At 34.7% G+C, this 22,574-nt stretch carries 37 protein-coding genes; 33 read left to right on the plus strand and 4 right to left on the minus strand.

The features are described 5' to 3' along the window. The 29 genes from rpsS (at nt 1) to VB248_RS01350 (ending at nt 17,117) form a co-directional block, all read left to right on the plus strand. Entirely contained in the window at nt 1-279 is a 279-nt protein-coding gene (gene rpsS / locus VB248_RS01210; protein WP_184128536.1) for a 30S ribosomal protein S19, read from the plus strand. 82 nt (nt 280-361) lie between these two features. After that, entirely contained in the window at nt 362-727 is a 366-nt protein-coding gene (gene rplV, locus VB248_RS01215) for a 50S ribosomal protein L22 (RefSeq protein WP_184128552.1), read from the plus strand. 27 nt (nt 728-754) lie between these two features. Next, nucleotides 755-1,633 (plus strand): 30S ribosomal protein S3, encoded by an 879-nt coding sequence (gene rpsC / locus VB248_RS01220; RefSeq protein WP_323294907.1) that lies wholly within the window; start codon nt 755-757, stop codon nt 1,631-1,633. 94 nt (nt 1,634-1,727) lie between these two features. Then, entirely contained in the window at nt 1,728-2,153 is a 426-nt protein-coding gene (gene rplP / locus VB248_RS01225) for a 50S ribosomal protein L16 (RefSeq protein WP_323294908.1), read from the plus strand. A gap of 95 nt (nt 2,154-2,248) precedes the next feature. After that, nucleotides 2,249-2,434: a 50S ribosomal protein L29 gene (gene rpmC, locus VB248_RS01230; RefSeq protein ID WP_323294909.1), complete on the plus strand. Its 186-nt coding sequence runs from the start codon at nt 2,249-2,251 to the stop codon at nt 2,432-2,434. Nucleotides 2,435-2,519: 85 nt separating this feature from the next. Beyond that, the gene (rpsQ, locus tag VB248_RS01235) at nt 2,520-2,783 is read left to right on the plus strand and encodes a 30S ribosomal protein S17 (RefSeq protein WP_184128565.1); all 264 of its coding nucleotides are present in this window, start codon (nt 2,520-2,522) and stop codon (nt 2,781-2,783) included. Between the two features lie 68 nt (nt 2,784-2,851). Beyond that, nucleotides 2,852-3,220 (plus strand): 50S ribosomal protein L14, encoded by a 369-nt coding sequence (rplN, locus tag VB248_RS01240; protein ID WP_309913324.1) that lies wholly within the window; start codon nt 2,852-2,854, stop codon nt 3,218-3,220. Between the two features lie 14 nt (nt 3,221-3,234). Continuing rightward, a complete protein-coding gene (gene rplX / locus VB248_RS01245) occupies nt 3,235-3,567 on the plus strand; it encodes a 50S ribosomal protein L24 (RefSeq protein WP_323294910.1) in 333 nt (110 codons plus the stop codon). A gap of 83 nt (nt 3,568-3,650) precedes the next feature. Further along, nucleotides 3,651-4,205 carry a 50S ribosomal protein L5 gene (gene rplE, locus VB248_RS01250; protein ID WP_323294911.1) on the plus strand — a complete coding sequence of 185 codons (555 nt, stop codon included), beginning with the start codon at nt 3,651-3,653 and terminating at the stop codon, nt 4,203-4,205. Nucleotides 4,206-4,326: 121 nt separating this feature from the next. Next, nucleotides 4,327-4,596 (plus strand): 30S ribosomal protein S14, encoded by a 270-nt coding sequence (gene rpsN / locus VB248_RS01255; RefSeq protein ID WP_109741979.1) that lies wholly within the window; start codon nt 4,327-4,329, stop codon nt 4,594-4,596. A 134-nt stretch (nt 4,597-4,730) separates the two neighbouring features. Beyond that, entirely contained in the window at nt 4,731-5,126 is a 396-nt protein-coding gene (gene rpsH / locus VB248_RS01260; RefSeq protein WP_184128579.1) for a 30S ribosomal protein S8, read from the plus strand. An 85-nt stretch (nt 5,127-5,211) separates the two neighbouring features. Beyond that, nucleotides 5,212-5,766, plus strand: a complete 555-nt coding sequence (rplF, locus tag VB248_RS01265) for a 50S ribosomal protein L6 (RefSeq protein ID WP_323294912.1) — start codon at nt 5,212-5,214, stop codon at nt 5,764-5,766. 121 nt (nt 5,767-5,887) lie between these two features. Continuing rightward, entirely contained in the window at nt 5,888-6,235 is a 348-nt protein-coding gene (gene rplR, locus VB248_RS01270; RefSeq protein WP_323294913.1) for a 50S ribosomal protein L18, read from the plus strand. A 67-nt stretch (nt 6,236-6,302) separates the two neighbouring features. Further along, a complete protein-coding gene (gene rpsE, locus VB248_RS01275) occupies nt 6,303-6,821 on the plus strand; it encodes a 30S ribosomal protein S5 (protein WP_309913337.1) in 519 nt (172 codons plus the stop codon). A gap of 92 nt (nt 6,822-6,913) precedes the next feature. Continuing rightward, nucleotides 6,914-7,093, plus strand: a complete 180-nt coding sequence (rpmD, locus tag VB248_RS01280) for a 50S ribosomal protein L30 (RefSeq protein ID WP_323294914.1) — start codon at nt 6,914-6,916, stop codon at nt 7,091-7,093. Between the two features lie 80 nt (nt 7,094-7,173). Further along, a complete protein-coding gene (gene rplO / locus VB248_RS01285) occupies nt 7,174-7,620 on the plus strand; it encodes a 50S ribosomal protein L15 (protein WP_323294915.1) in 447 nt (148 codons plus the stop codon). Nucleotides 7,621-7,830: 210 nt separating this feature from the next. Then, nucleotides 7,831-9,153: a preprotein translocase subunit SecY gene (gene secY, locus VB248_RS01290; RefSeq protein WP_323294916.1), complete on the plus strand. Its 1,323-nt coding sequence runs from the start codon at nt 7,831-7,833 to the stop codon at nt 9,151-9,153. Nucleotides 9,154-9,189: 36 nt separating this feature from the next. Then, on the plus strand, nt 9,190-9,996 hold the full coding sequence (map, locus tag VB248_RS01295) for a type I methionyl aminopeptidase (RefSeq protein WP_323294917.1): 807 nt from the start codon (nt 9,190-9,192) through the stop codon (nt 9,994-9,996). Between the two features lie 19 nt (nt 9,997-10,015). After that, complete coding sequence (infA, locus tag VB248_RS01300) at nt 10,016-10,234, plus strand: translation initiation factor IF-1 (protein ID WP_095160735.1); 219 nt, start codon at nt 10,016-10,018, stop codon at nt 10,232-10,234. Nucleotides 10,235-10,323: 89 nt separating this feature from the next. Beyond that, on the plus strand, nt 10,324-10,440 hold the full coding sequence (gene rpmJ / locus VB248_RS01305; protein ID WP_109324399.1) for a 50S ribosomal protein L36: 117 nt from the start codon (nt 10,324-10,326) through the stop codon (nt 10,438-10,440). A gap of 60 nt (nt 10,441-10,500) precedes the next feature. Next, nucleotides 10,501-10,878, plus strand: a complete 378-nt coding sequence (gene rpsM / locus VB248_RS01310) for a 30S ribosomal protein S13 (protein WP_109741970.1) — start codon at nt 10,501-10,503, stop codon at nt 10,876-10,878. Nucleotides 10,879-10,991: 113 nt separating this feature from the next. Continuing rightward, nucleotides 10,992-11,387, plus strand: a complete 396-nt coding sequence (gene rpsK, locus VB248_RS01315) for a 30S ribosomal protein S11 (RefSeq protein ID WP_323294918.1) — start codon at nt 10,992-10,994, stop codon at nt 11,385-11,387. A gap of 111 nt (nt 11,388-11,498) precedes the next feature. Continuing rightward, a complete protein-coding gene (rpsD, locus tag VB248_RS01320; RefSeq protein WP_309914672.1) occupies nt 11,499-12,104 on the plus strand; it encodes a 30S ribosomal protein S4 in 606 nt (201 codons plus the stop codon). Between the two features lie 324 nt (nt 12,105-12,428). Further along, complete coding sequence (locus VB248_RS01325; RefSeq protein ID WP_323294919.1) at nt 12,429-13,418, plus strand: DNA-directed RNA polymerase subunit alpha; 990 nt, start codon at nt 12,429-12,431, stop codon at nt 13,416-13,418. Nucleotides 13,419-13,586: 168 nt separating this feature from the next. Next, entirely contained in the window at nt 13,587-14,123 is a 537-nt protein-coding gene (gene rplQ / locus VB248_RS01330) for a 50S ribosomal protein L17 (protein ID WP_323294920.1), read from the plus strand. 113 nt (nt 14,124-14,236) lie between these two features. Beyond that, a complete protein-coding gene (locus VB248_RS01335) occupies nt 14,237-14,776 on the plus strand; it encodes a hypothetical protein (RefSeq protein WP_323294921.1) in 540 nt (179 codons plus the stop codon). Continuing rightward, entirely contained in the window at nt 14,773-15,738 is a 966-nt protein-coding gene (locus VB248_RS01340; protein WP_323294922.1) for a hypothetical protein, read from the plus strand. Before VB248_RS01335 ends, VB248_RS01340 begins: the two co-directional genes overlap by 4 nt. A 56-nt stretch (nt 15,739-15,794) precedes the next feature. Further along, the gene (gene rsmH, locus VB248_RS01345) at nt 15,795-16,727 is read left to right on the plus strand and encodes a 16S rRNA (cytosine(1402)-N(4))-methyltransferase RsmH (RefSeq protein WP_323294923.1); all 933 of its coding nucleotides are present in this window, start codon (nt 15,795-15,797) and stop codon (nt 16,725-16,727) included. Nucleotides 16,728-16,739: 12 nt separating this feature from the next. After that, nucleotides 16,740-17,117, plus strand: coding sequence for an FtsL-like putative cell division protein (locus tag VB248_RS01350; protein ID WP_323294924.1), 378 nt, complete (start codon nt 16,740-16,742; stop codon nt 17,115-17,117). Between the two features lie 109 nt (nt 17,118-17,226). Here the strand turns inward: VB248_RS01350 and VB248_RS01355 are convergent, their stop codons facing one another. Then, nucleotides 17,227-17,769, minus strand: coding sequence for a C40 family peptidase (locus VB248_RS01355; protein WP_323294925.1), 543 nt, complete (start codon nt 17,767-17,769; stop codon nt 17,227-17,229). Between the two features lie 219 nt (nt 17,770-17,988). Beyond that, nucleotides 17,989-18,573, minus strand: a complete 585-nt coding sequence (locus VB248_RS01360) for a Crp/Fnr family transcriptional regulator (protein ID WP_323294926.1) — start codon at nt 18,571-18,573, stop codon at nt 17,989-17,991. 151 nt (nt 18,574-18,724) lie between these two features. Here VB248_RS01360 and VB248_RS01365 point away from each other — a divergent pair, with 151 nt between their 5' ends. The 4 genes from VB248_RS01365 to VB248_RS01380 all read left to right on the plus strand — a co-directional run bounded on the left by VB248_RS01365 (nt 18,725) and on the right by VB248_RS01380 (nt 21,090). After that, a complete protein-coding gene (locus VB248_RS01365; RefSeq protein ID WP_323294927.1) occupies nt 18,725-19,495 on the plus strand; it encodes a hypothetical protein in 771 nt (256 codons plus the stop codon). A gap of 38 nt (nt 19,496-19,533) precedes the next feature. Further along, entirely contained in the window at nt 19,534-20,286 is a 753-nt protein-coding gene (locus VB248_RS01370) for a hypothetical protein (protein ID WP_323294928.1), read from the plus strand. A gap of 127 nt (nt 20,287-20,413) precedes the next feature. Continuing rightward, nucleotides 20,414-20,878, plus strand: a complete 465-nt coding sequence (locus VB248_RS01375) for a hypothetical protein (protein WP_323294929.1) — start codon at nt 20,414-20,416, stop codon at nt 20,876-20,878. Between the two features lie 11 nt (nt 20,879-20,889). After that, nucleotides 20,890-21,090, plus strand: coding sequence for a helix-turn-helix transcriptional regulator (locus VB248_RS01380; protein ID WP_323294930.1), 201 nt, complete (start codon nt 20,890-20,892; stop codon nt 21,088-21,090). A 120-nt stretch (nt 21,091-21,210) separates the two neighbouring features. Here VB248_RS01380 and VB248_RS01385 read toward each other — a convergent pair whose 3' ends face one another. Beyond that, on the minus strand, nt 21,211-21,900 hold the full coding sequence (locus VB248_RS01385) for a hypothetical protein (RefSeq protein WP_323294931.1): 690 nt from the start codon (nt 21,898-21,900) through the stop codon (nt 21,211-21,213). Between the two features lie 12 nt (nt 21,901-21,912). Continuing rightward, the gene (locus tag VB248_RS01390) at nt 21,913-22,554 is read right to left on the minus strand and encodes a hypothetical protein (protein ID WP_323294932.1); all 642 of its coding nucleotides are present in this window, start codon (nt 22,552-22,554) and stop codon (nt 21,913-21,915) included. Between the last annotated feature and the right edge of the window lie 20 nt (nt 22,555-22,574).

Raw genomic sequence — 22,574 nt, forward strand, 5'->3', positions numbered from 1 at the left:
ATGGCACGTTCATTAAAAAAAGGACCTTATATTGACTACCGCCTTGACAACAAGGTGCAAGTCATGACCGAATCAGGAAAAAAGTCAGTTATTAAGACTTGGTCACGTCGTTCGATGATTTCACCTGATTTCGTTGGGCACACTTTCGCAGTGCATAATGGAAACAAATTTATTCCAGTATTTGTGACAGAGAACATGGTAGGTCATAAATTGGGTGAATTTGCTCCAACACGCAACTTCCGAGGTCACACGGCAAAAAAAGATAAAGGCAAACGTTAAAAAATTATGAGTTATGAGTTATGAATTATTTACTTAACGAATCAATTCATAATTCAAAATTCAAAATTCATAATTCAAAAAAATGGAAGCAGTAGCTAAGTTAAATAATGTTCCGACTTCACCTCAGAAAATGAGAATCGTGGTTGACATGATTAGAGGTCAGAAAGTAAATAAGGCTCTCGGTATTTTGAAATACGAGCCTAAGGTTGGTGCAAGACACGTTGAGAAATTGTTACTCTCAGCCATTGCTAACTGGCAAAATAAAAATGAGGATGTAAAGTTAGAAGATGCTGACTTATATGTTAAAACCGTTACAGTAGATGGCGGTAGCTCATTAAAGCGTTTGCGTCCGGCTCCACAAGGTCGTGGTCATAGAATCTTGAAACGTTCTAACCACATCACTCTTGTAGTTGCCTCAGCAACCGCACCAACAATAATCACAGAATAATTAGAGAAATAATCTAAATATCAAAAAATGGGACAGAAAATAAACCCCGTTGGTTTTAGACTTGGTATCGTCAGAGGTTGGGATTCTAACTGGTATGGTGGTAAGAGTTTTGCCGATAAATTAGTTGAAGACGATAAAATTCGTAAATATGTTGCCGCACGTATTCCAAAGGGTGCAATCTCTAAGGTAATTATTGAGCGTACTTTAAAGCGGATAACTTTGACTATCAATACTGCTCGTCCGGGCGTTGTAATTGGTAAAGGTGGTCAAGAAGTTGATAAAATCAAGGAAGAATTAAAGAAAATCACAGGGAAAGATGTTCAAATTAACATCTTTGAAATTAAACGCCCTGAGATTGATGCTAAATTAATTGGTGAGGCTATCGCTCAACAATTAGAGGCTCGTATTTCTTTCCGTCGTGCTATGAAGCAAGCTATCGCATCAGCTATGCGTGTAGGTGCTCAAGGTATCAAATTGAAACTTTCAGGTCGTTTAGGAGGTGCTGAAATGGCACGTTCTGAAGGATACAAAGAAGGACGTATTCCTTTGCACACACTTCGTGCTGATATTGATTACGCTATTTCAGAAGCATTAACAGTTTACGGAAAAATCGGTATTAAAGTATGGATTTTCCGTGGTGAAGTTTACGGAAAACGTGACCTTTCTCCAAATGCTGGAATGGCTGCTCAACAAGCTGCTGGCGGAGCTGATGCTCGTGGTGGTAACAACCGTGGTGGACGTGGCGAAGAAGGCGATCGTAAAGGTCGTGGTGGTCGTGACAACCGTGGTGGCCGTGACGATGCACAACGTCGTAATAATAACAATAACAACCGTGGTGGCGGAGCTAACAAACCTGGCGGAAATCGTGCGGGCGGTGGCAACAAACCAGCGGGTGGTAAGAGATAATTCGTAAATTCTTGTCAGTGGTCAGTAGTGAAATGTAAGAAAGTGTTTATTTTCTTAATTCTTGAAGCCACCGACCCATAGACTTAATAAGACAATGTTACAACCAAAAAGAACCAAGTTCCGTAAGCAACAGAAAGGTAGGATTAAAGGAAACGCTACTCGTGGTCATGAACTTGATTTCGGTACGTTCGCTATCAAAGCTTTGGAACCAGGACGCATCACTGCTCGTCAGATTGAAGCGGCTCGTATTTCAGTAACTCGTGCCATGAAACGTGAAGGTCAAGTTTGGATTCGTATTTTCCCTGACAAACCTATCACTAAGAAGCCTGCCGAGGTACGTATGGGTAAAGGTAAAGGTGCTCCTGAGTATTGGGTAGCAAGTATCAAGCCAGGAACAATCTTGTTCGAATCGGCTGGTGTACCTTTAGAATTGGCACAAGAAGCACTTCGTTTAGCTGCTCAAAAATTGCCACTTCGTACTTCATTCGTAGTGCGTAGAGATTATCAAGAAGCACAATAATTTGAAAATTTGGTTAGTTATGATTTGATGGCTTTCCAAAGTTTATCAAATCGGTTAATTAATAATTCAGATTATCATATTTCATAATCAAAGTCATGAAAAACGCAGAAATCAAAAAATTAAGCGTAGAAGAATTAGTAAGTACTTTAGCCTCTGAAAAAGAGGCTTTAGCTCGCCTAAAGTTTGCTCACGCTATTTCTCCAATTGAAAATCCGTTACGTATCCGTGAGGCTCGTAAAGTTATCGCTCGATTGGAAACTGCTATCTCAGCAGCGAAATAAATCAATTACTGAAAAGTAATTTTAACAGACCTCATCAAAATAACGCTTGAGGTCAATCGTGTAACAACAATTAAAAAATCCAACGATGGAAGAATTAAAAAGAAATCTGAGAAAAATCAGAGTAGGGCGTGTAGTGAGCGACAAGATGGATAAATCAATCACTGTAGCCGTAGAAAGAAAAGTAAAACATCCACTTTATGGTAAGTTTATGAAAAAAACTTCAAAGTTGATGGCTCACGATGAGAACAATGAGTGTGGTATTGGTGATACAGTGAAAGTGATGGAAACTCGTCCACTTTCAAAAAATAAGCGTTGGAGATTAGTTGAAGTTATCGAGAAAGCGAAATAATTTCCTTCCCAACAATCCACATTAAAAGAAGTTAAATTTTTCGTTAAAATCAGTATTCCAATCATAAAATGGTACAGCAAGAATCAAGACTCGGCGTAGCAGATAACTCAGGAGCTAAAGAAGTTCTGGTTATCCGTGTGTTGGGCGGTACAGGAAAAAGATACGCTTCAATTGGTGATAAAATTGTAGTGACTGTTAAATCAGCACTTTCATCATCAAATATGAAGAAAGGTACGGTTTCTAAAGCCGTAGTAGTAAGAACTAAAAAAGAGATTCGTCGTAAAGACGGTTCATATATTCGTTTCGAGGATAACGCAGCCGTATTGTTGAATGCCAACGACGAGCCACGTGGTACTCGTATTTTCGGACCAGTTGCACGTGAATTGCGTGATGCAGGTTTCATGAAAATCGTTTCATTAGCCCCAGAGGTGCTTTAATCATAATTCGTATCATGGAAAGAAAGTTTAATAAGCAGCCAAAACTGCACATCAAATCTGGTGATACAGTTATCGTTATCGCTGGAAACTCAAAAGGTCAGACAGGCGTAATCAAAAAAGTATTAGTTGATAAGCAACGTGCTATCGTTGAAGGCGTAAATCTTCAAACTAAACACGTAAAGCCAAACGCTAATACTCCACAAGGTGGTATTGAGAAACGTGAAGGTTCTATTCACATCTCAAACTTGGCAGTTGCTGAAAATGGCAAGCCAGTACGTACAGGTCGTAAATTGAACGAAGAAGGAAAGTTGCAAAGATTTTCTAAAGCAACAGGAAAGTTCATTTAATTAAATCTCAAGTAAATAGCTTTGCTTTGGTAGAGCTATTCAATTGAAAAAGTGGGTCGGAAATCCACATAAATTTTCATAAAATGACAACTACAAGACTGAAAGATAAGTATGTAAATGAAATCGTTCCTGCTTTAAAGGAAAAATTTCAATACAAATCAGTAATGCAAGTTCCTAAAATTACTAAAGTTGTAATCAACAAAGGTATCGGAGCTGCCGTGGCTGACAAGAAATTGATTGATACGGGTATTGAAGAAATCACCCTTATCGCCGGACAAAAAGCCGTTGCTACAATTTCTAAGAAAGCAATTTCTAACTTCAAATTACGTGAAAATATGCCTATCGGTGTGAAAGTAACGTTGAGAGGTAACAAAATGTACGAATTCCTTGACCGTTTGATGACTGTATCACTTCCACGTGTACGTGACTTCAAAGGGGTGTCAGACAAAGGTTTTGATGGCCGTGGTAACTATACATTAGGTGTTAAAGAACAAATCATCTTCCCTGAAATCTCTATTGACAAAGTTAATAAAATCTCAGGTATGGATATTACATTCGTAACTACCGCAAACACTGACGAAGAGGCAAACGCATTGTTGAAAGCATTAGGAATGCCTTTCTCAAATCAGAAGAAGTAATTGATTTAAGTTATCTGTTGAACTGTTATTAATGATATTGTTCGTTTTGAATCAATTCTTCAATAGCAATTAACTGATAACGGAAACAGATAACCGATAACACATAAAGATTCTCAACACAATGGCAAAAGAATCAGTAAAAGCAAGAGAAAGAAAAAAAGAAGCAACCGTTGCTAAATATGCTGCTAAACGTGCTGCATTAAAAGCTGCTGGTGATTATTTAGGGCTTGATAAGTTACCTAAAAATGCTTCGCCTGTACGTTTGCACAACCGTTGTAAACTAACTGGTCGTCCAAGAGGTTATATGCGTAAATTCGGAATTAACCGTGTTACGTTCCGCCAAATGGCATCAGATGGTTTGATTCCAGGTGTAACAAAATCAAGCTGGTAGTATCCTTCGGCATAAGATAATTGATAGTTAAGTAATTAGATTTATTTTAATATTAAATTATCTTGCCTTCTTAATTTTAATTCCGTAATTTTGCGAGCCTTTTCAGGAAAGGTTCGTTTCAAATATCGAAAACAATGACAGATCCAATAGCAGATTACTTAACACGATTGAGAAATGCCATCAAGGCACGCCATAGAATCGTTGAAATTCCTGCTTCTAACATCAAAAAGGAAATCACTAAAGTGCTTTTTGATAAAGGATATATTCAAAACTATAAATTTGACGATACAACTGTTCAGGGTACCATCAAAGTTGCTTTGAAGTATAACCCCGTTACTAAGCAGTCGGCAATCGTTAAATTAGAAAGAATTTCTAAGCCAGGTTTACGTAAGTACAAAGGTGCAACGGAGTTGCCACGTGTATTGAACGGCTTAGGTATTGCAATTCTTTCGACATCAAAAGGGGTTATCACCGATAAAGAAGCTCGTGTGTTAAACGTTGGTGGTGAAGTGCTTTGCCACGTGTATTAATATTTCTTAACGCTGAAAGAAGTTTCCATCAATGTTATCTTTTAGAGACGTGATGGCTTCCATCTAAGCAAAACTATTTACAAAAATGTCAAGAATTGGCAATAAAGTTATCACGTTACCAGCTGGTGTTGGTGTAACAATTGATAAAAATCATGTGTCGGTAAAAGGCCCTAAAGGTACTTTAGAGCGTACAATTGATCCAGATATTATTGTTGAAGTAGAAGGTACTGAATTAGCAGTTAAACGTCCTACTGAACAAAAACGTCACAAAGCTCTTCATGGTTTGTACCGTTCATTAATCAATAACATGGTTATTGGTGTAAGCGAAGGTTATAAAGCACAGATGGAAATTGTTGGGGTTGGTTACAAAGCTTCAAATCAAGGCAATATTCTTGAGTTAAGTTTAGGTTATTCTCACTCAGTATTTATTCAGATTCCAAACGAATTGAAAGTAACTACTGCTATGGAGAAAGGTCAAAACCCTAAAGTAACTTTAGAAGGAATTGATAAAGAATTGATTGGTCAAGTTTCAGCAAAAATTCGTTCATTACGTAAAATTGAACCTTACAAAGGTAAAGGTATTCGTTTTGTGGGTGAGCAAATTCGTAGAAAAGCTGGTAAAACTGGCGGTAAAAAATAATTATAATTTGCAATTATTGAGATTTGAAAATTTGAAAATGTATTGTTTTCAAATTTTCAAACTCTTTATGTTTCAAATTGAAATCGTGGGTCGGTAATCCACAAAACTTATAAACATTACAATGGCTACGCAAAAAGATTCAAGAAGATTACGCATTAAACGGTCAATCAGAGCTAAAGTTTCTGGTACTGCCAGCAAACCAAGATTGTCGGTGTTCCGTTCAAATACGGGCGTTTATGCTCAGTTGATTGACGACGTTCAAGGACATACCTTAGCAGCAGTTTCAACAAAAGAATTGGGATTAGCAAACGGTAATATCGAAAATGCTAAACAAGTAGGAGTAAAAATCGCAGAAAAGGCATTAGCGGCTGGTATTTTAGCGGTTGTTTTTGACCGTAACGGATACTTGTATCACGGTCGTGTAAAAGCAATTGCCGACGGTGCAAGAGAAGGGGGTCTTAAATTCTAATTAGTTAATTTGACCATATTATTACCATAATAATGTTCAAATTCACAAATTTTCAAATTCAGAAAAAATGTCGCAATTAATATCAAAGCCAATAAAGGTTAACGAAGGCGAATTGAAAGAAAAAGTGGTTGCTATCAACCGTGTAGCAAAAGTAGTAAAAGGTGGACGTCGTTTCAGCTTTTCTGCAATTGTTGTAGTAGGGGATGGAAAAGGTATCGTTGGATTCGGTTTAGGTAAAGCTAACGAAGTAACAGATGCTATCGCTAAAGGTATCGAAGATGCAAAGAAAAATGTATTCCAAGTAGCTTTATTGAAAAACTCAGTACCTCACGAACAAATTGGTAAATTCTCAGGTGGTTTCGTATTGTTAAAGCCTGCTGCTCCTGGTACTGGAGTAATCGCTGGTGGTGCGATGCGTGCTGTATTAGAATCTGCTGGTGTACATGACGTATTAGCAAAATCAAAAGGTTCTTCAAACCCACATAACGTGGTTAAAGCAACAGTTGATGCTCTTGTGAAAATGAGAAACCCGCATACAGTTGCCTTCCAAAGAAGTGTTTCTTTAGCAAAAGTGTTCAACGGATAGAGTTACGAAATTATGAATTATGAATTATGAAATGGCTAATAGCCTTGGTAATTCACAATTCATATTTTTGAATTCATAATTCAAAATAAGCCATGTCAAAGGTAAAAATTACACAAGTAAAAAGTACAATCAAACGTCCAGAAGTTCAAAAACGTACTATGCAAGCTTTAGGTTTGGGTAAATTGAACAAAAGCGTTGAAAAAGAATTGAACCCAGCTATCGCAGGTATGATTCGTGCGGTTCAACACATGATTGTAGTTGAAAATATCTAAGATTTTAGAGGTTATACTCAAAATCAAGCGAGTTACTCCACAGGGGAGTAGCGTTTAGCAAACTTTTAAAAATTAATACAATGAATCTTTCTTCATTACAGCCTGCTTCAGGCTCAACAAAAGTTAGAAAAAGAGTTGGTCGTGGTGCTGGTTCTGGTTTAGGTGGTACTTCAGCTCGTGGACATAAAGGTGCAAAATCACGTTCAGGTTATTCTCGTAAAGCTGGTTTTGAAGGTGGTCAAATGCCTCTTCAAAGACGTGTTCCGAAATTCGGATTTAAAAATATTAACCGTGTAGAGTATAAAGCTATCAACCTTGATACTCTTCAGGCATTAGCTGATTCAATTGGAGTAACAGTAATCAACCATGATGTACTTTACAACAATGGATTGGTTTCTAAAAACGATTTAGTTAAAATCTTATCTCGTGGTACAGTAACTTCAGCTTTAGAAGTAACAGTTAAAGGTTTTTCTGAATCAGCTAAAGCTGCTATCGAAGCAGCAGGCGGAAAAGCAATTGTGGGGTAGTTTGAAATTATGTAAATTTGAAACTTCAAATCAACTTCAAAGTTTTTGTTAGTTATCGAGTTTCTAAATTCCCGATTTTCAAATTAATTAGATAAACAACAGAAATATTTGAGTAATCGTGTAAAAAGCTGGCAACAGATTTGTGATTAAAGAAAAAGTTGAACAATTTCAGTTTTCATTCATTATTTGACGATTATTTAAACAGATAGCATGAACAAGTTTATTAACACTATCAAAAACATTTTCTCAATAGAGGAGCTAAGAGGTAGAATTCTTAACACCCTGTTGTTTATCACCTTTTTCCGTTTAGGTTCATATATTGTTTTGCCAGGCATTGATGCTAATAAGTTAGAACAAAAAGGAGATGGCGGTTTATTAGGTTTGTTGAATATGTTTTCGGGTGGAGCATTTAACAATGCTTCAATATTTGCTTTAGGTATTATGCCTTATATTTCTGCTTCTATTGCAATTCAATTATTAACAATTGCTTTGCCGTATTTCCAAAAGATGCAGAAAGATGGGGAATCTGGAAGAAAGAAATTAAATCAAATTACACGTGTTTTGACAATTTTTGTCACTGCTGCACAAGCAACTGCGTATTTACAAACTACTATTCCTGCCGACGCCATTATTGTTAGTGCATGGTCTTTCCGTTTGTTTTCGGTAATTATTCTAATTGCTGGTACAATGTTTTGTATGTGGTTAGGTGAAAAAATCACAGATAAAGGAGTAGGTAATGGTATTTCAATGCTAATTATGATTGGTATTGTATCTCGTTTCCCTGGTTCAATTATCGGTGAAGCTCAATCTCGTGGTATGTCTGGTGCTTTATTGTTTGTGATTGAAGTTGTAGTTTTATTCTTTGTTGTAATGGGAGCTGTAATGGTTACTCAGGCGGTAAGAAGAATACCTGTACAATATGCTAAACAAGTAGTAGGTAATAGAGCAGTAGCTGCAAGTGGAGAACGTCAGTACATTCCATTAAAATTAAATTCGGCTGGTGTAATGCCAATCATTTTTGCTCAAGCATTAATGTTTGTACCGGGTTTAGTAGCAGGTTCTTTTGCTGAAAAAAGCGAGTTCGCACAATCAATTGCTCAGAAATTTAGTGACTTTACTTCAATAGAATATAATTTGTTATTTGCGTTCTTGATTATCGTGTTTACATTTTTCTACACGGCTATTTCAATTAACCCAACGCAAATTTCTGATGATATGAAAAGAGGTGGTGGTTTTGTTCCGGGTGTTAAACCTGGTGAAGCTACATCAAGTTTCATTGCAGATATTTTAGATAGAATTACTTTGCCGGGTGCAATCATGTTAGCTGTTATCGCTATTCTTCCTGCACTTGCAAGTTTATTTGGTATCACTCGTGGTTTTGCTTCTTTCTTCGGAGGTACATCTTTACTTATCTTAGTAGGTGTAGTATTAGATACTTTACAACAGATTGAAAGTTACTTGTTGATGCGTAAATATGAAGGCTTGATGCAATCAGGTAGAGTAAAAGGTAGAACAGAGGCGATTGCTCAGTAAATTTTAAGGATAAACGTATCCTTGACACAATAAATAATGATTTATCTAAAAACAAATAGCGACTTAGAAATAATAAGAGCTAATGGAGTTATACTTGGTCAGACTCATGCTGAAGTTGCCAAATTATTGAAACCAGGCATTACAACGAAAGAGTTAGATAAAGTTGCTTACGAATTTATTAAAGACAATAATAGTATTCCTTCTTTTTTAAATTATAATGTAAGTGGAAACAAGTTCCCAGCTTCATTATGTATTTCGGTAAATGATGTTGTTGTTCATGGGATTCCAAATAATTATCAGCTTAAAGACGGAGATATTGTTTCAATTGATTGCGGTGTATTTAAAAATGGTTTTCATGCAGACAGTGCCTATACTTATGCAATTGGAAACGTAAATGAAGAAACCCTTCGTTTGTTGAAAACTACTAAAGAGTCATTATACCAAGGAATTGAACAAGCAGTACTTGGTAAAAGAATTGGAGATATTGGCTTTGCCATTCAATCTTATAATGAGAAAGTAGGTTTTACCATTGTTAGAGAATTAGTAGGGCATGGTGTTGGGAAATCTCTTCACGAAAAGCCAGAAGTAGCAAACTATGGTAGAAGAGGAGATGGAGCAAAGTTGAAAGAAAACATGGTAATTGCCATTGAACCAATGGTAAACCAAGGAAAGAAAGCCATCCATCAAGAGAACGACGGTTGGACAATCAGAACTCAAGACCGTAAGCCATCTGCCCATTTTGAACATACAGTAGCAATTAAAAAAGATAAGGCAGACATTCTTACAACGTTTAAGTTTATAGAAGAAGTAATAGCTAAATCAGAGTACATCGTTAATATTTGAAAATTTTCAAATTGAATTTATGGCAAAACAATCATCAATAGAAGTAGATGGAATTATCATTGAGGCTCTTTCAAATGCTATGTTTAGAGTAGAGTTAGAAAATACCCATCAAGTGATTGCCCATATTTCTGGTAAGATGCGAATGAATTACATCAAAATCTTACCTGGTGATAAGGTGAAATTAGAAATGTCACCTTATGACTTAAGTAAAGCAAGAATTGTGTACCGTTACAAGTAAAATAGGCAGTTGGCAATTGATAGTCTCAGTAAATTTTACGGATGCTTTTTGTAAAACTGTAATTAATAGAAACATTAATAAATACTAGAATGAAAGTTAAAGCGTCTATCAAGAAGCGTAGTGCTGAATGTAAAGTAATTCGTCGTCACGGAAAACTTTATGTTATTAACAAGAAAAATCCAAAGTTCAAACAAAGACAAGGATGATTATTAACATGGGGTAGTTGAGAAACTTCCTTCATTTAAAATCTAAAAAGCTAAAAAAGTATGGCTCGTATTGCAGGGGTTGATATTCCCGACAAAAAAAGAGGCGAAATTGCTTTGACTTATATCTTCGGAATAGGTCGTAGCACTGCTCAGAAAATTTTAACACAGGCTAATATTTCTTTCGACAAAAAAGCTGGCGAATGGAACGATGAAGAGGCAAGTGCAATTCGTGCGATTATCGCTGGAGAATTCAAAACTGAAGGTCAACTTCGTTCTGAAATCCAGTTGAACATCAAGCGTTTGATGGACATCGGTTGTTACCGTGGTCTTCGTCACCGTAAAGGTCTTCCATTACGTGGACAGAGAACTAAGAACAACTCTCGTACTCGTAAAGGTAAGCGTAAGACTATTGCGAACAAGAAAAAAGCTACTAAGTAAAAATTAGACTGAGTTTAAGAATTTAATTTCTTAATTCGTCGAGTTCTAAGATGAGAAGGTTGCCCAAAGGGAATGTACGAACTCAAAACTGGAATTGAAAAACAAATCTAACAATGGCACAGGCTAAAAGAAAAGACAAAGCAAAGAAGAGAGTTGTTGTAGTTGAGCAGCATGGTCAAGTACACATCAAAGCTTCTTTTAATAACATCATTATTTCTATTACTAACAGTCAAGGACAAGTAATCTCTTGGGCTTCTGCTGGTAAAATGGGCTTCAAAGGGTCTAAGAAAAATACTCCTTATGCTGCTCAGACTGCTGCAACCAACTGTGCTGCAGTTGCTGTTGAAGCTGGAATGAAAAAAGCTGATGTATTTGTAAAAGGACCAGGTTCAGGTCGTGAATCTGCTATCAGAACTATCTCTAATGCTGGTATCGAAGTATTATCTATCAAAGATATTACTCCACTACCTCACAACGGATGTCGTCCTCCAAAACGTCGTAGAGTTTAATCTTCTTAAAAATTTACTGGAAACGTTAATTAGTAATTATTAACGTTTCCTTTTATTTACAATAATTACTTCATCGAACAAAAGAGGTTTGATGACTTATTAACATTAGAAATGGCAAGATATACAGGTCCAAAATCAAAAATTGCTCGTCGTTTTGGTGAGCCAATCTTAGGTCCAAGCAAAGCGTTAGCTCGCAAAAACTATGGCCCAGGTCAGCACGGTAAAGGTAAACGTGGTAAAGTTTCAGAATATGCTTTACAATTGAAAGAAAAGCAAAAAGTGAAATATACTTATGGTATCCTTGAAAAGCAATTTGAAAATCTATACCACAAAGCAGCAGTAAGAGAAGGTATCAAAGGTGAAAACCTTTTGAAACTTTGTGAAGCTCGCTTAGACAACACTGTTTATCGTTTAGGAATTGCTCCTACTCGTCGTGCAGCTCGTCAGTTGGTTATTCATAAACATATTTTGATTGATGGTGAAATTGTAAACATTCCATCATATTCTCTTAAGCCAGGACAATTAGTAAGTGTACGTGAGAAATCTAAGTCATTAGAAGTAGTTTCTAACTCACTTGCTGGAAAAGCTGGAAAACGTTTCAACTGGTTAGAATGGGATACACCTACAATGACTGGTAAATTCGTTTCTTATCCAGAACGTTCTGACATTCCAGAGAACTTCAATGAGCAAGCAATCGTTGAACTTTACTCTAAGTAATCATATAATTTGACAGGGTAGTGGTCAATAATATTCTGGCAATTTGATTGATAACTTTGTGACTGAGATTTTGCTTTTTAAGAGAGTAAAATCTCAGTTTGTTTGATTTTGTGTTTATTCAATATTAGATATGCAATAGTTAATATTGTTTAATCTAAGGGACTTAATTTTCCGTAAACTTGTAATATAGATGATTTCTTCTGAAATGTCAAGATTTTATCGAAAAAATAGTAACCCTAAATGCTAAAATTACAGAGTTAATTCGTAAATTGCGAATTGATTACTCTATTCTTACACATTCCAAGGTAAATTACGCTACGAAATATGTCAATATTAGCATTCCAAATGCCCGATAAAGTTGTCATGGAAAAAGCTGACGACTTTCACGGGTTATTTGAGTTTAAGCCACTCGAAAAAGGCTATGGCGTTACAATCGGTAATGCACTTCGTAGAATCTTGTTGTCTTCTTTGGAAGGCTACGCTATTACAAGCGTTAAGGTTGGCGGAGTTTTGCACGAATTTTCAGCCATTGAAGGAGTAATTGAGGATATGACCGAAATTATCTTAAATCTTAAGAAAGTTAGATTTAAGAAAAATCAAGAAATCCTTGAAAACAAAATCAATGTTAGAGTTAAAGGTCAAAGTACTCTAAAAGCAGGTGATATTGCCAAGTTTACAAATTATTTTGATATTCTAAATCCAGATTTAGTAATCTGCCATTTAGATGAATCAAAAGAATTTGAAATGGAAATTATCGTTGAGAAAGGTCGTGGATATGTTCCTTCAGACGAAACCAGAAACACAGAACCACCTTTTGGTCACATTACGATTGATGCTATCTTTACTCCTATCAAGAATGTAAAGTATAGCATTGAGAATACTCGTGTTGAACAAAAAACGGATTATGAGAAATTGGTTTTGGATATTGAAACTGATGGATCAATTCATCCTGAAGATGCTTTAAAAGGTGCAGCTTACATCTTGATTCAACACTTTATGTTGTTCTCTGACCAAACAATGACTTTTGAGTCGATGAAGGCAGAAGAAGATAACGTGGTAGATGAAGAAATGCTTCACATGAGAAAACTATTGAAGACGGCTTTAGCAGATTTAGATCTGTCTGTTCGTGCTTACAATTGTTTGAAATCTGCTGATGTTAGAACTTTAGGTGACTTAGCAAGATTAGAAATCTCTGATATGATGAAATTCCGTAACTTCGGTAAGAAGTCATTAACAGAGTTGGAGCAATTAATCGAAGAAAAAGGACTTCACTTCGGTATGGATGTTAGTCGTTATCGTTTAGACGAAGACTAATCTCATATCAATACAAAATATTAGTATCTATCATTAAGCATTGTAGGTACTAATATTTTTAATTTTTAACAGTAGTAATAGGTGAGTTGATGAGAATTAACTTAACCGCAATGATTGGCTTTTTTCTGATGAGAACTAAGTAAATCATTTTAAACTTACGAAAAACAAATGAGACACGGTAAAAAATTCAACCATTTAGGTAGAACTGCTCCTCACAGAGCCGCTATGTTATCAAACATGGCTTCTTCTTTGATTCTTCACAAAAGAATCGAAACAACTGTAGCGAAAGCTAAAGAATTAAGAAAATATGTAGAGCCTTTGATTACTAAATCTAAGGACGATAGCACAAACAGCCGTCGTGTTGTATTCTCTTATTTACAAAGCAAAGATGCTGTTAAAGAGCTTTTTGGTATTGTATCTGAGAAAGTAGCTAACCGTCCGGGTGGTTATACAAGAATTATTAAATTAGCGAATCGTCTTGGTGATAATGCAGAAATGTGTTTAATGGAATTAGTTGACTTCAACGAAACTCTATTGGCTGCTGCAACTGAGAAAGCTGCTAAAACTCGTCGTGGTCGTCGTTCGGGTGCTAAGAAAACTGAAGCTGCTGTTGAAGCTGCACCAGTTGCTGAAACTCCTTCGGCTGAAGTAGTAGAAGATGAAACTCCTGCTGCTGAGACTTCGGAAGAAAAAACTGAAGAATAATCTTAACGATTTTTCGATGTACAAAAGGACTTTGACTTTGGTTAAAGTCCTTTTGTTATTTATACCGCATGAAATAGTCTGTAAAATCAAAGAGACATCCTTAAATTTGTATTATGAAATCATTAATCATACTTACTGCTTTTGTTGTATTGGTCACTGGGTGTACTCAAGAATCAACAAATGAAACAAAAAAATACTTTGATTTAAACGCTTTTATTCAGGCTAAAATTGAGGTTTTAAATAAGAAAAAACCAGCGTTTGAAAAAACTGTTTGGAATGAAAATACACCCGAAACAAAAACTGTAGTGATTCAAGATTGGGGAAAAGAATTGGAATTATTCCTTCAAGCAGATTTGAATAAACCTGCTTATTTGAACAGTTATGAAGTAACAGAAACGGAAACTCTTTCTAAATATCAATTAAAAAATACAGAGAGTTTACCTGTAAAATTATTAATGATTCATAAAGTAGAAGGTAAACCAGAAAGTATAGAAGCGACTGTTCAAAATAAAAATTACCTCTACGAATCTAATAAGCAAATTCGCTTACATTTAACTGAGGGCGAAATAGATAATTACTTTATCAGTGGAACGCAACAATTAGTGTTTGGTGATAAAAAGGTATTTAAGGTGGAAGCAAAAGTAAAAAAATGATACTAAGCTTTGTTAAGAAACTGACTTTTCTGTTGTTGTTGGTTGGGTTGAGTATGTATTTTTTGGCTTTTGTAGTTGACTCAGGCTTACGAAAATCCAGAAATGAGCATTATGCTACTTGGAACGATTTATTTAATTCAAAAATCAATGCAGAGCTACTGATTTTAGGTTCTTCAAGGGCTGAATTCCATATTTCTCCTAAAATTTTAGATTCAACTTTACATTTGAATTCGTACAATTTAGGACTCTCGGCTTGGCATTTTGATATGCAGTATGCTCGCTTCAAATTGTTTTTGGCTCATAATCCTAAACCAAAATACATTATTCATAATGTTGATGTTTATGGATTTTCAAAGCGAAATGATGTGGTGAATCGAGAACAGTTTTTGCCCTATATCCACGAACCAATTTTACAAGCAACTACTCGTGGACATAAAGGCGAATTTGATATTTATCAGCAGTATATTCCTCTGTATAAATACAAAAATCAGCAAGCTTTGGCTTGGGAAGGAATTTGTAATTTTGTAAACCTAACAGCTTTGTACGATTCAACCACAAAGTATAAAGGCTATCGAGGAAACGAATATACTTGGAATAAAGATTTTGAACTTTTCAAAAAACGTTATCCGAAAGGAGCGAAGTATTCTTTCAATAAGGAAATACTAAAACAATTTGATGAATACTTGGCCTTTTGTGAGCAACAAAATATTAAAGTAATACTTTTGTATGCACCCGAATATTATGAAGTACAGCCTCTTTACAAGAATAAAAACCAAATGATGGAAATATGCGAAAATGCAGCGAAACGTTTTCATTGTTATTTCTTAGATTATTCAAAAGATACGCTGTGCTATCAGAAAAAGTACTTCTATAATTCGCAACATTTGAATAAAAATGGAGCAGAGATTTTCTCTAAAAAACTGGCAGTGGATGTAAAATCCCTGTTGAAAATGAATAAATGATTGGTCGTGTTTCGACCACTTTACTAAAATTTGAATTATACGGTATCAATAATATAATGACTATTTCAACCGAGTATCATCGCCCAATTATGCTTCAAGAATGCCTTGAAGGACTTAATATTCGTCCAGATGGCGTTTATGTTGATGTAACTTTTGGTGGCGGTGGTCATTCAAAAGCAATTTTAGAAAGACTAAATGATAAAGGAAAACTTTATGCTTTTGACCAAGACCCCGACGCAAAAAAAAATGCTGATACTATCAAGGATGCACGCTTTACTTTTATCGAAACCAATTTTAGAAATATCAAAAAATACCTTCGTTTGTACGGAGCTAAAAAAGTAGATGGTATTTTGGCCGATTTTGGTATTTCTTCGCATCAAATTGACGAACCTACTCGTGGTTTTTCTACCCGTTTTGATGGCGATTTGGATATGCGAATGAACCAAAAAGCAGAAATTTCTGCCTATACGGTTATTAATGAGTATTCAGAAGCTCAGTTGCATAAGATTTTGGGAATGTATGGCGAAATTAAAAATGCACGTACTTTAGCCAGTGCTATTTATAGTGCAAGGCTGAACACCCCAATCAAAACGACAGCCGAACTAAAAGCTATTTTAGAGAAATTTGCTCCTAAATTTAAAGAATTCAAATACTTTGCTCAGGTTTTTCAAGCTATTCGAATAGAAGTAAATCAGGAATTAGAAGTAATTGAAGAGTTTTTAGAGCAAGTTCCAGAACTTTTAAGAGACGAAGAAAGTCGTTTGTGTGTGATGACTTTCCATTCTTTGGAAGATAGATTAGTGAAAAATTATATCAAAGCAGGGAATTTCAAAGGAGAGCTTGATAAAGATATAATTTATGGAACGGTAACAAAACCTTTGATGGCAATTAATAAAAAGCCTATCGAAGCATCGCCAGAAGAACTTTCCATTAATGGAAGAAGTAGGAGTGCGAAATTGAGAATTGCCGCTTTATCTGATAACAATTAGAAAATCTGTATTATGGCTAAAAATGTTTCCAGACAACCCAAAAATCACGCTTCGGTAAATAAACCTTCAAGAGGGATTTTTGCTTTTTTTGATAGAATATTTGATATGGACATCATTCTGGGTGGTCAGTTTCCTGCCAGTCAGCTACGCTATGTATTGTGGGTATCAGGATTGATTGTTTTATACATTGTTTCGTCCTTGAATGCCGAAAGCCTGATTCACAAAATAGATGTTGCCAAATCGGATTTAGAAGAAAGAAGAGCCGATTACACGACACAAAAAGCTGAGTTTATGAAGGCAGGAAAACAATCGGAAATTATCAAAAGAGTAGAACCAATGGGACTTGAAGAAAACAAAGTGCCGCCTACTAAAATTGTTGTGGAAGATTAAAACGCACAAAAAAAGCATTTCTCTTGAGAAATGCTTTTTTTATATAGTTTATACAATGTAATTAATTTCGTTTTAATTAGTCGGAAACAGGTGGTAATTGCTAATACAATTATTCGGCGTGGGCTTTTTGCTTTTCGTTTGGATTTGCCACAATTCTTTTAATCGTTACAAATCTTTTACGATAATAATCAGCGTCTAAATAATCGTATCTCACACCGCCGTTCCATGCAGAGTGAATAAATTTGATGTATTTATCAGTTACTTCTGTAACGATGCCTACATGACCAACACGTTTACTTTTTGAATTATGACCTTTGAAGAAAATCAGGTCGCAAGGAAGAGCTTCTAATCTTGAAACAGGGTCGCCTAAAAGGCTTTGGGCTGAACTTCCATGAGGAAGAGTAAGACCGAAATTATTAAAACAGTATCGAACAAAACCCGAACAATCAAATCCTTTTTTGGTTGTACCACCCGAACGATACCTAAAATGTAAGTGATTACTGGCAAAATCAAGGAGATTATTTACAGAAGCTAAAGACGCTAAATGCTTCGATTTTTTTACTGTGGAATCTGTTTGTGCTTGTGTTGATTGCCCCAAAAACGGAAAGCTTAGTCCTGCACAAAGTAATGTAAGTAAGATTTTCTTCAGCATAATTTTCGATATAAGTAGCCAATCTACAAATAAAATGGGCTGGGTTTATACTAAAATAAATGTCGATTCTTTTAAGAATACTATTAGTAATTAGGAAACGTTTCTAAATTACTGAAAAAAGTGCAAAACATTGTCCTTTTTAGCTGTTTTTTTATGATTTTAGTGCAATTTTTGTCGATTTTAAGGAAAAGTACTATTTTTTTCGCTAAAAGAGGTTTTTTAGATTTTGATACTATTCATCATTTTGCTGAAATTACTGGCATCTACTCCGATGTAATTTGCCAAGTATTTATGCGGAACAATTTGAAGAATGTGCGGACTTCTACGAAGTAATTGTTGAAACTTTTCTTCTGAAGAAAAACACTGAATTTCCACTAATCTTTCTAATACCCCAGACAAAACTCCTACCAGTCCTTTTCTTAATAAAATTTCAATTTCTGGATGTGTTAGCATCAATGCTTCGACTTGTGAAAATGAAGCCCTTAGCAATTGCGAAGGACTGAGTGTTTCGTAATAATACCGAGAAGGTTTTTGGTTCATCATTGAATCTAATACACCGCCGAAATTTCCCGAATATGAAAACACCAGTGTGGCTTCTCGCTGTTGTTCGTCTAAATAATACAACCTTTGTAAGCCTTCTACCACAAAGTATAAATACTTTTCAACCGTTCCCGGAGTGCTAAGTACTTCTTTTCTTTTGGCAGAAAAAGGTTTAAATAAATCATAAAAAGCCTCAAAAGCTTCCTCAGAAAGTGGATGAATATGATTGACAGTATTTTGAAAAAGTATTTTTGAAGTATTCATGAATGAAAAATTATCAGCAAATTCAAAGATAAACCTATTTATGTTTTGTAGGGTTTTGAAGGGTAATTTCTTATTCGCATGAAATTAATTGCTGTACTTCAAATCCAAATGAGTTATTTTGCAAGCTCATATTTCCAACAATCTAAATACTATGAAAGTATCTCAAAAAGTTTTTGTACACCTTATTTCAGCTCTATTACTCATATCTATTCAGAATCCAATTTTTGCACAAATAAGTGTGACGGCTCGCTACGGAAAAGGCTTTGTAAATAATGATTTAGTGCATAGAATAGGAACTTTCAGAGTACAATATGCCATCGCTGAAAATGATTATGCTTTTGGGATACAAGTGCCTGTTGTGAATAAACTAAGGCTATTTGTGCAGGCTGAAATGGAAATACAAAAGAAGGAGTATCAAACACAATTGGTGAATTACAAAAATCTTTTCTTAAAACCCGGCAATCCAAGTCGTGTGGAATTTTATGACAATGCTTTTTATCATGTAAAATATACTGCTCATCAATTTCCTGTTTTAATCAGAAAAGAGTTTCAAGTCCTTCCGAATTTAAGCGTAAGTGTAGCCGCAGGCTTTTTATTGAAATATACTTTTGTGAAAATAGATTCAGATGTTTTGACACTGTATGGACAAGAAATTTCTGATTATTCATTTGGACTAACAAAAGACAGACTTGTGGTTAGTCCATATTATGTAAAAGATGCCCAGGCATTGTTAAATTTACAAAAGGGTGGTACTCCAAAAATTGCTTCAATTGGTGTGGCTTACAATTTCTACAAATTCAAGATTGGTGCTGAATATCGTTATACTTCACATTTTATTTTACCAGAAGATTCTCAAGCTTATTCTTCTGTAAATGCTACTTTGGCTTATCATCTATCCAAAATCAAAAAAGAGGCAAAGTAATTTTCAACCTTTAACTTAAAAAAGCCATTGTAAGCCTTATGAAATCAAATTTGAGCGTACTTTCAAGTATTTGCGTTTTCGGTATTTTGTTATTATTTCAAAATAAAAGCCTTGCCCAAGTAAGCATTTCTTTGAGATACGGAAAAAGCTTAGTGAATAAAGAAGTATATATTCCATTATCCTCGTTCAAAGACAAAGCTACGGATGAAAATGACTTTGCTTTTGGTGTACAAATAGGATTAGTTAAGAAATGGAAATTATCACTACAAGCAGAAATCGAAATCCAACAAAGAGCCTTTCAAAAACAATATGTTACCTACGATAGAAGTTTTTCTATGGATAACAACGGGATGGTAACAATTAACATCTTTGACGTTTATGAAGATGTTTTTTATAAAGTAAAATATACTGCCAATCAATTTCCTATAATGTTAAAAAAGGAGTTTGAAGTAAAACCTCATCTCAATCTAAGTATTTCGGCTGGAGTATTATTAGCTTATGATTATAAGGGTACTAATTCAGCGATTTTGTATCAAAATGGCAACGCAACGACTTCGAGAGTAAGAACTCCTAATAACTTTGTTCTGGACTATGAACCTCTAAAAAGCTACACAGAACAAGCATTAATACACGACCAAGCAGGAAATCCTTTGATTGTCGGTTTGGGCATTAGCTATGATTTTCGTCCATTCAAAATTGGTACAGAATATCGTTATACCAAACATTCTATCATTCCAAACTATTCAGGGGCTTATCATTCTTTGAATGCTACTTTGGCTTATCGTCTATAATCTTATCGAATTGTGATATTGTTTTAAACTTTATTAATTAAAAGATAATTTTATTTGTCAAAATGTAAAATAAACTTTACTTTTAGTACGTTAAAATTGTCAAAAATAACTTCTAAAATATATTACAATGAAAGCAAAATTCTTATTTCCCTATCAGTATAAGTTGATAGGTTGGATGATTACAATCTTTATCTTAATCATTTGGTTGTTTGGTGTTATTTCAGGAAGCCAGTATGACTTCTTTACCATCACTTTACCTTTTAAATATGCTTTGCAAGATAGTTTCAATGCGAAAACGAATGAAACAACACTTAGTTTAGGAGATGAGTTTATGGTTGTAGGCTTGATTATAGGAATGATTATGATAGCCTTTTCTCAGGAAAAAGTTGAAGATGAATATGTAGCTCAAGTAAGGCTCGAAACACTTCAATGGGCAATTTATATCAATTTTGGGCTTCTGATTGTAGCTACTTTATTGGTTTATGGTACTTATTATTTCAATGTGATGATTTATAATATGTTTACGCCATTATTGTTTTTTATTGCCAGATTTTATTATGTTTTATATTTCAAATCGAAAGTAGAAAATTGAGTATTCCAATTATGAAAAATACCATCAGAATAGAAAGGGCGATACTCAATATTACCCAAGCCGATTTGGCTGAAAGAATTAAAGTATCTCGCCAAACCATCAATGCCATTGAAAGTAACAAATATATTCCGTCAACAGTATTAGCCCTGAAAATTGCCCGAGAGTTTAACAAAAGTGTGGAAGATATTTTTGAACTTGATGAGAGTGACTAAAAGGAGAAGATGAAAAGCGTACTAATAATGTTTTAAAGTAAATGATTTTGTATCAAATAATAGGTGTCAACATTTAGTAAACAAATGTTGACACCTATTATTTGATACTCTGTAAATCAACTATTTAATAATATAGCGAACTCCTAAACCATAAGAAAATGAAATATATGGATTGAAGTTATATTTCAATTCATTGAATGTAGTTGAATTATCAGAAGCACTATTCTGCTCAAGTCGATTACCAGAACGAGGAGCATTAGGAGGTATTACCACATTAGTTTTAAATTTTCCCCATTCATAATTAACAGTAGCGACATTTACTTGTAATAATTGTGCTGTAATTAACCATTGCTGATTGATAGGATACATAATACCACCACTACCGAATAAGTTTAGATTTACTCCTTTGGCATCTCCTGAACTTGATTCATTCTTATAATAATTGATGCTTCCCATTACTCTTCCATACATTGTAAACTTATCTATCAATGTTTTATAAAACTCTTGTCCTTTACCTAATCCGATAGTAAATGATTTTGTATCAGAATTACTGTTGGTTGTACTCGGTGCAATTTGTTGAAAAGCTAATGAGAAAGAATAAATATTGGCACTGTTTTTTGCTTTATACTTTCCCCAATCTACACTTGTTGAAAACTGTTTGGCTCTGTCTGCATTATTCCCTAAAGATTGGTTAATAATAGCTGAACCCTGTACAAACTGTCCATCAGCTTTAAACTGAGCTTTTGAAGTAATGTTTGTAATAAACATTATACCAAGAAATAATAATGAAGTAATAAATGATTTTTTCATAAATGTGAAGGTTTAAAATGATTTCCCAATACCGATTGAAACAGTACTTACAGTCATTAAACTGTTAATATTTATATTTGTGGATGTCTTACTATCGGCTGTTAAGCTTTTTAGACTAATATCAGCTAATGAGGTCTGCCCATTGATAAATAATTGCTTATTGATAAAATAACGAATACCCACATTGGCATTTGCTCCAATATGAATTTCATGAGTAGATGTTACTCCTTTTCCAGAATTAAAACCAAAACCTATTTTTCCTAAAACTTCTCCATAAACAGCTAAGGATTTACTTAAAGGAATAAACTTATCTATAAAATATGCTCCATTTAACGTATGATTATAATTATCAATATAGGTGTTTTTTGTTGTGGAGGTAGTACTTGATTGTGAAGTATATATAACATTATAAGATAAAAGCCAGCCTTTTGCTATGTTTTTTTCTGTAAAATAAGCTTTCTTAAAGGCCAAGGTAATGTTGTGATTATTCTTTTGAACATCATATACATCTGATGTCAGACTACTGGAATAAAAAGAGCCTATGAATGTCCCTTCAGCAAGCCAAAATTTTGAACCTTTGTTGTACTGTGCTTTGGAGAGATGACTAATCGTGAAGAAAGTTGCGATTAGCAGTAGTGTTTTTGTTTTTTTCATTGTGTTAGTGTTTTTGGGTT

The sequence above is a fragment of the Arcicella rigui genome (assembly GCF_034929435.1).
Lineage (GTDB): Bacteria > Bacteroidota > Bacteroidia > Cytophagales > Spirosomataceae > Arcicella > Arcicella rigui.

Excerpts from the sequence above, each read along its gene's own strand:
- rpsS (WP_184128536.1), top strand. The coding sequence starts at position 1 with ATGGCACGTTCATTAAAAAAAGGACCTTATATTGACTACCGCCTTGAC.
- rplV (WP_184128552.1), top strand. The coding sequence starts at position 362 with ATGGAAGCAGTAGCTAAGTTAAATAATGTTCCGACTTCACCTCAGAAA.
- rpsC (WP_323294907.1), top strand. The coding sequence starts at position 755 with ATGGGACAGAAAATAAACCCCGTTGGTTTTAGACTTGGTATCGTCAGA.
- rplP (WP_323294908.1), top strand. The coding sequence starts at position 1,728 with ATGTTACAACCAAAAAGAACCAAGTTCCGTAAGCAACAGAAAGGTAGG.
- rpmC (WP_323294909.1), top strand. The coding sequence starts at position 2,249 with ATGAAAAACGCAGAAATCAAAAAATTAAGCGTAGAAGAATTAGTAAGT.
- rpsQ (WP_184128565.1), top strand. The coding sequence starts at position 2,520 with ATGGAAGAATTAAAAAGAAATCTGAGAAAAATCAGAGTAGGGCGTGTA.
- rplN (WP_309913324.1), top strand. The coding sequence starts at position 2,852 with ATGGTACAGCAAGAATCAAGACTCGGCGTAGCAGATAACTCAGGAGCT.
- rplX (WP_323294910.1), top strand. The coding sequence starts at position 3,235 with ATGGAAAGAAAGTTTAATAAGCAGCCAAAACTGCACATCAAATCTGGT.
- rplE (WP_323294911.1), top strand. The coding sequence starts at position 3,651 with ATGACAACTACAAGACTGAAAGATAAGTATGTAAATGAAATCGTTCCT.
- rpsN (WP_109741979.1), top strand. The coding sequence starts at position 4,327 with ATGGCAAAAGAATCAGTAAAAGCAAGAGAAAGAAAAAAAGAAGCAACC.
- rpsH (WP_184128579.1), top strand. The coding sequence starts at position 4,731 with ATGACAGATCCAATAGCAGATTACTTAACACGATTGAGAAATGCCATC.
- rplF (WP_323294912.1), top strand. The coding sequence starts at position 5,212 with ATGTCAAGAATTGGCAATAAAGTTATCACGTTACCAGCTGGTGTTGGT.
- rplR (WP_323294913.1), top strand. The coding sequence starts at position 5,888 with ATGGCTACGCAAAAAGATTCAAGAAGATTACGCATTAAACGGTCAATC.
- rpsE (WP_309913337.1), top strand. The coding sequence starts at position 6,303 with ATGTCGCAATTAATATCAAAGCCAATAAAGGTTAACGAAGGCGAATTG.
- rpmD (WP_323294914.1), top strand. The coding sequence starts at position 6,914 with ATGTCAAAGGTAAAAATTACACAAGTAAAAAGTACAATCAAACGTCCA.
- rplO (WP_323294915.1), top strand. The coding sequence starts at position 7,174 with ATGAATCTTTCTTCATTACAGCCTGCTTCAGGCTCAACAAAAGTTAGA.
- secY (WP_323294916.1), top strand. The coding sequence starts at position 7,831 with ATGAACAAGTTTATTAACACTATCAAAAACATTTTCTCAATAGAGGAG.
- map (WP_323294917.1), top strand. The coding sequence starts at position 9,190 with ATGATTTATCTAAAAACAAATAGCGACTTAGAAATAATAAGAGCTAAT.
- infA (WP_095160735.1), top strand. The coding sequence starts at position 10,016 with ATGGCAAAACAATCATCAATAGAAGTAGATGGAATTATCATTGAGGCT.
- rpmJ (WP_109324399.1), top strand. The coding sequence starts at position 10,324 with ATGAAAGTTAAAGCGTCTATCAAGAAGCGTAGTGCTGAATGTAAAGTA.
- rpsM (WP_109741970.1), top strand. The coding sequence starts at position 10,501 with ATGGCTCGTATTGCAGGGGTTGATATTCCCGACAAAAAAAGAGGCGAA.
- rpsK (WP_323294918.1), top strand. The coding sequence starts at position 10,992 with ATGGCACAGGCTAAAAGAAAAGACAAAGCAAAGAAGAGAGTTGTTGTA.
- rpsD (WP_309914672.1), top strand. The coding sequence starts at position 11,499 with ATGGCAAGATATACAGGTCCAAAATCAAAAATTGCTCGTCGTTTTGGT.
- VB248_RS01325 (WP_323294919.1), top strand. The coding sequence starts at position 12,429 with ATGTCAATATTAGCATTCCAAATGCCCGATAAAGTTGTCATGGAAAAA.
- rplQ (WP_323294920.1), top strand. The coding sequence starts at position 13,587 with ATGAGACACGGTAAAAAATTCAACCATTTAGGTAGAACTGCTCCTCAC.
- VB248_RS01335 (WP_323294921.1), top strand. The coding sequence starts at position 14,237 with ATGAAATCATTAATCATACTTACTGCTTTTGTTGTATTGGTCACTGGG.
- VB248_RS01340 (WP_323294922.1), top strand. The coding sequence starts at position 14,773 with ATGATACTAAGCTTTGTTAAGAAACTGACTTTTCTGTTGTTGTTGGTT.
- rsmH (WP_323294923.1), top strand. The coding sequence starts at position 15,795 with ATGACTATTTCAACCGAGTATCATCGCCCAATTATGCTTCAAGAATGC.
- VB248_RS01350 (WP_323294924.1), top strand. The coding sequence starts at position 16,740 with ATGGCTAAAAATGTTTCCAGACAACCCAAAAATCACGCTTCGGTAAAT.
- VB248_RS01355 (WP_323294925.1), bottom strand. The coding sequence starts at position 17,769 with ATGCTGAAGAAAATCTTACTTACATTACTTTGTGCAGGACTAAGCTTT.
- VB248_RS01360 (WP_323294926.1), bottom strand. The coding sequence starts at position 18,573 with ATGAATACTTCAAAAATACTTTTTCAAAATACTGTCAATCATATTCAT.
- VB248_RS01365 (WP_323294927.1), top strand. The coding sequence starts at position 18,725 with ATGAAAGTATCTCAAAAAGTTTTTGTACACCTTATTTCAGCTCTATTA.
- VB248_RS01370 (WP_323294928.1), top strand. The coding sequence starts at position 19,534 with ATGAAATCAAATTTGAGCGTACTTTCAAGTATTTGCGTTTTCGGTATT.
- VB248_RS01375 (WP_323294929.1), top strand. The coding sequence starts at position 20,414 with ATGAAAGCAAAATTCTTATTTCCCTATCAGTATAAGTTGATAGGTTGG.
- VB248_RS01380 (WP_323294930.1), top strand. The coding sequence starts at position 20,890 with ATGAAAAATACCATCAGAATAGAAAGGGCGATACTCAATATTACCCAA.
- VB248_RS01385 (WP_323294931.1), bottom strand. The coding sequence starts at position 21,900 with ATGAAAAAATCATTTATTACTTCATTATTATTTCTTGGTATAATGTTT.
- VB248_RS01390 (WP_323294932.1), bottom strand. The coding sequence starts at position 22,554 with ATGAAAAAAACAAAAACACTACTGCTAATCGCAACTTTCTTCACGATT.